Genomic DNA, 5,160 nt, shown 5'->3' with positions numbered 1-5,160 from the left:
CCTGGTGCCGGAGGCTGTAGTCATACAGCTGGTGTGAAAATTCAATTAGAGTATGACTTGTTGAGCGGAGAGTTTTCGGGGTACAGCCGAGATACGTGTAAAAATAGGTCATAGGCTTACTTTTATTTCCAATGTGATTTCGTCTAAGCTTTCATTTTCACTTTTCATGTAAACTGTGGATTTGAAATATATATGCTATAATTCAGTTAATATTAATTATATTCTGGAAATTGAGAGGTAACTATATGCCAAATTCACAAAAACTTTTAATGCTTGATATTTCATACTATGAAACTTTTTCTAAACGAATTGATACCTCGTGGGGATCATTATTTTGTAATGAAAACCAACCCAATTATTATGACTCAAATCATGCACATATTATTGATGAGTGTTTACATCCGCAGTCAGTTATAGACGAGGTTATTAGCTATTATCAGTCTAAAAAAATTATACCAAGGTTTTACATCTATAATTTAGAGAGCCAACAAAATCTAATTACTGAATTAAAAGCAAGGAATTTTAGATATGAAGAACTCGTTAGTCCTGTTCAATTATGGAATAATAGAGTGATTGACATTCAGAATAATAAAAGAGTTACTATTGAAAAAGTAACAAAAGAAAATTATCAAGAAGCTTTAGATATAGAGAGTAGTATTAAAGAGTTTGGAGGTAAGGAATCGATTGAGAAAGTTTATAAAGAACAATTTAATCATTCTTCCTTCACACATTATCTTCTTCGGTTTGACGGGATAGCTTGTTCAACTGCTTGTATTTTTGAAGATGGGGAACAAGCTCGAATGGAAAGTGTAGCTACAATTAAAGAATTCAGAGGTAAAGGCTTGATAGGTGAAATTATTCAATTTATACAAAAAGAAGTAATAAATAGAGGAATTAAAAAACTTTGGGTTTTTCCAATAAATGAATCAATAGAAAAAGTATATCAGAAGTATGGATTTCAAACCGTAAAAAAGTTAACAAACGGACATGCGTTTTTAAGTGGGAAAAGTATTAGAGAAGTTCAAGAATAATTCTTATTGAACTAACGGGTGCATTTGTGGAATCAGCTTCAATAAAATGATCAAATTTTTTATAAAGAAGTGAATCGATTATATTAAATAAGAACATGTTTTGATTAACATGTTCTTTATATTTGCTTCTATATCATGGTTGTTGATAGTAATTTAATCAAACTTTATTTTAAAGCTACATAAACAAACGTTTATTTGAAAAATGAGAACTAGAATAAAATAGTCATATAACTATTTTAATTAGACATAGCATTCTTTATTCTGTAGACGGTTTGCCGAGTTATACCGTTTTCCTTTGCAATATGAGAAATGGCTTCGCCATCATTTAACATTTCAAACACTTGATTGTACACTAGCCTTTTTTGAGGGTCTTTTGCTGTTGGAGAATAGATGGTTGGTCTTCCTTTATAGACACCTTTCTGTTTGGCTATTGAAATTCCTTGTGCTTGTCTCCTTTTCGTTTCTGTTCGTTCCTGTTCCGCAATCATAGCCAAAATTTGAATGATTAAATCTTTGATGAATTTATCCAATAAAGAGTTTCCAATTGCTCCTGCCATAATAGGTAGGCTAGTAATAATTAACTTTACTTCCTTTCTCTTTAGATAATTAACAGTCTCAATAATTTCATCATAATTACGCCCAAGTCTGTCGATAGCTTCTACCATAAATGTATCTCCACTTCGAACAAATTGTAACGCCTCCTGAAATGCTTCTCTATTATGAACAGATGCACCAGATTTTTGTTCCGTGAATATTTTTTCTGCTCCAAATTCCTTTAATTTTTGTATCTGTCTATTTAAATTTTGATCTAAAGTTGAAACTCTAGCATAAGCAATTTTCATTTTTCGAAATTCACCTCATTTTTCAATCTATTATCATACACCCTAATCATACAATTCGAACCGAGCATTTTCAATAACTAACCAATGGGTGATTAGGGTCTACCCATAATAGACACAGATAAACTCTTTATCGTAAGATGAAAGAGTTAGATAACCATTTTGGATGTAATTCGAACTAGGAGGAATGAGAGTGACTTCAGTTGAACGTACAGCATATCCCAGATTTAAACAAAACTTAACTAAGAAAGAACTTGCAGCAATTTATACGATTACACATGAAGAAAATATATTTGCACATCGTGTAGCACGTGGAGAGAGTTCAGTTTTTATTTGTTTAGCCATGTTAAAGTCTTTTCAACGATTAGGCTATTTTCCACGTCCTAAGGATATTCCACCAATGGTGCTTCAACATATTCGATCATGTCTTAATATATCTAATGAAATAGAACTTAAATTCAATCCAAAAGTGATGTATCGACATCAAAAAGAAATTCGTCAATATTTACAGGTATATGCATTTGGAAAAGATGCTTTGCATGTAGCTACAAAGGCTATCTATAATGCTTCTCACGTGATGGATCATCCTCCGGATTTAATTAATGTTGCAATCGAAGAATTAATTAAAGAGCGCTATGAATTACCAGCATTCAGTACTTTAGATCGACTTACTCGTCGTGTCCGGACATTGGTTAACGACCAATTATGTCATACAGTTATGAATCGGTTGTCAAAACAAGAAAAACATAAACTTGATGAATTACTTTATATCGCGCAAGAAACCAAGCATTCTGGTTTTAATTATTTTAAAGAACTTCCGAAAAGTCCCTCAATTTCTCATATGAAAGAGCTACAAAACAAACTAGATTTTATTACATCTTTTATATCAAACATCGAGGAGCTATTAAAAGAGATTCCAAATTCTAAAATTAAACACTTTGCATCAGAAGCACTAGCTTTAGATGCATCGGAAATAAAAGACTTTCATATGGCCAAAAGGTATATGTTGTTATTGTCTGTTATTTATCGTTCACAAATTGTAACAAGAGATAATTTAATAGAGATGTTTTTAAAAAGGATTGCTAGAATACATAAAAAAGGAAAAGAAGAATTGACTCTTTTACGAGAACAGCAACGTTCTATAAGTGAAAATCTTATTTCTATATTGAGTGAAGTTTTACATACGACTCATATGTATGATGATACCAACATGATAGGCAGTAAAATAACGGAGTTATTTGAAGAAAAAGGCGGTGTCGATTCCCTACAACAACATTGCTTAGCTATTTCTGCATATAACGGGAATAATTATCTTCCTTTATTAGAAAAGTTCTATAACAGTCACAGAAAGACTTTATTTCGATTGATTTCATTATTAAAATTGGATTCAACGACTCAGGATGATTCTCTTATAAAAGCTTTACAATTTTTGTTGCTAAATGAAAATCGAAGAGTAGAACAACTTCCTACTAATCTTGATTTATCATTTGCAAGCGAGCAATGGAGACAAACTCTTCGAGTTGGAAAGGATTCTAATTTATTGTATCGTAAACGTCTTGAAATCTGTATATTTTCCTATTTATCTTCCGAATTAAAGACAGGTGACGTAAGTGTACAAGGTTCTGAAAAATACGCTGATTATAGGAGACAGTTACTACCTTGGGATGAATGCGAACCGCTAGTTAAGGAGTATTGTCTAGAACTTAATTTCCCTTCATCTCCTACTCATTTTGTTAAACAACTTAAACACAAGTTAACTTCTGTCGCCAATACGGTAGATTTAAATTATCCGAATAATGGCCAGGTAATTATAACAGAAGATGGAGAACCTATTTTAAAACGATTAGCACGAAGAGATGTGTCTACAAGTAGTAAATTGTTAGAAAAAGAAATTATACAACGTTTACCAGAACGAACTGTATTAGATATACTTTGTAATGTAGAACATTGGACTCATTGGACAAGACATTTTGGCCCTTTATCCGGATCTGATCCTAAATTAGAAAATTCAACGGAACGCTATATTGTTACTACATTTGGATATGGATGTAATTTAGGACCAACGCAAACATCCAAGCATATACGTAATACCATGACAGCTCACATGCTTTCTTTTGTGAATCGTAGACATATTCATATTCCGAAATTAAATGCTGCACTTCAGGATGTTTTGAATCAATATAATACATTTAGTCTACCAAAACTATGGGGAACTGGAAAAGTAGCATCAGCTGATGGAACAAAACACGATATGTATATAGAAAATTTAGTATCAGAATACCACATTCGTTATGGCGGATATGGAGGGCTTGCCTATCATCATGTTGCGGATAATTATATCGCTCTTTTTAGTCATTTTATCCCCTGTGGTGTTTGGGAAGCGGTATATATTATTGATGGGCTATTAAAAAATAAATCTGATATTCAACCAGATACCCTTCATGCTGATACACAAGGACAATCTACACCTGTATTTGCCTTATCTTATCTATTAGGAATTAAACTTATGCCTAGAATTCGCAATTGGAAAGATTTAAAATTTTTCCGACCAGATAAACATACGCATTATAAACATATAGATCCTTTATTTAAAGATGTAATTGATTGGGGGTTGATTGAAACTCATTGGAAAGATTTGTTTCAAGTGGTTGTTTCAATTAAGATGGGAAAAATATTACCTTCGACGCTTCTTAGAAAATTAAGTAGTAATAGTAAGAAAAACCGATTATATCAAGCATTTCGAGAACTTGGAAGAGTGATTCGAACAATCTTCCTTCTTCAGTATATTTCAGATATGAAATTACGTGAACAAATTACAGCTAGTACCAATAAAGTCGAAGCCTATAATGGTTTTTCGAAATGGTTGTTTTTTGGTGGCGATGGTATTATTACGGAAAACGATCCAATTGAACAGGAAAAACGTATAAAATACAATGATTTAATTACCAATTCTGTAATTTTTCAAAATGTAGTAGATATCACCATGATTTTATGGCAACTAAAAAAAGAAGGTTATCGCTTTTCACGCCAAGATTTAGAAAGGCTAAGTCCTTATATAACTAGACATATAAAACGATTCGGAGATTATGTAATTGATTTACAAAAAATCCCCCAACCAATAGAAGAAACGATTCCTCTATAAGCTAAATAGGTCATAGTTGGAAATAAAAGTAAGCCTATGACCTATTTTTACACGTATCTCGGCTGTACCCCTTTTCTGATGTGAAAATTGAACCAGGAAAACGAAGTGATCAGGCATATGGGGCGACTCGAATGGACATGACACAAAA

3 protein-coding genes are annotated in these 5,160 nt (G+C 32.3%); 2 read left to right on the top strand and 1 reads right to left on the bottom strand.

Annotated elements, in window-relative coordinates:
- Window positions 1-245: 245 nt before the first annotated feature.
- On the top strand, window positions 246-1,031 hold the full coding sequence (locus PDQ33_RS28150) for a GNAT family N-acetyltransferase (protein WP_001133935.1): 786 nt from the start codon (window positions 246-248) through the stop codon (window positions 1,029-1,031).
- Window positions 1,032-1,267: 236 nt separating this feature from the next.
- On the opposite strand, the gene PDQ33_RS28145 is transcribed toward PDQ33_RS28150, so the two are convergent.
- A complete protein-coding gene (locus PDQ33_RS28145; RefSeq protein ID WP_000686376.1) occupies window positions 1,268-1,873 on the bottom strand; it encodes a recombinase family protein in 606 nt (201 codons plus the stop codon).
- Window positions 1,874-2,063: 190 nt separating this feature from the next.
- Between PDQ33_RS28145 and PDQ33_RS28140 the strand changes: the two genes are divergently transcribed.
- Window positions 2,064-5,012: a Tn3 family transposase gene (locus tag PDQ33_RS28140; RefSeq protein ID WP_000204927.1), complete on the top strand. Its 2,949-nt coding sequence runs from the start codon at window positions 2,064-2,066 to the stop codon at window positions 5,010-5,012.
- Window positions 5,013-5,160: the final 148 nt, after the last annotated feature.

This window comes from Bacillus cereus group sp. Bc031, assembly GCF_027716265.1.
GTDB lineage: Bacteria > Bacillota > Bacilli > Bacillales > Bacillaceae_G > Bacillus_A > Bacillus_A paranthracis.
Note: the sequence above shows the minus strand (reverse complement) of the source record. Positions and strands in the feature narration are given on the sequence as shown.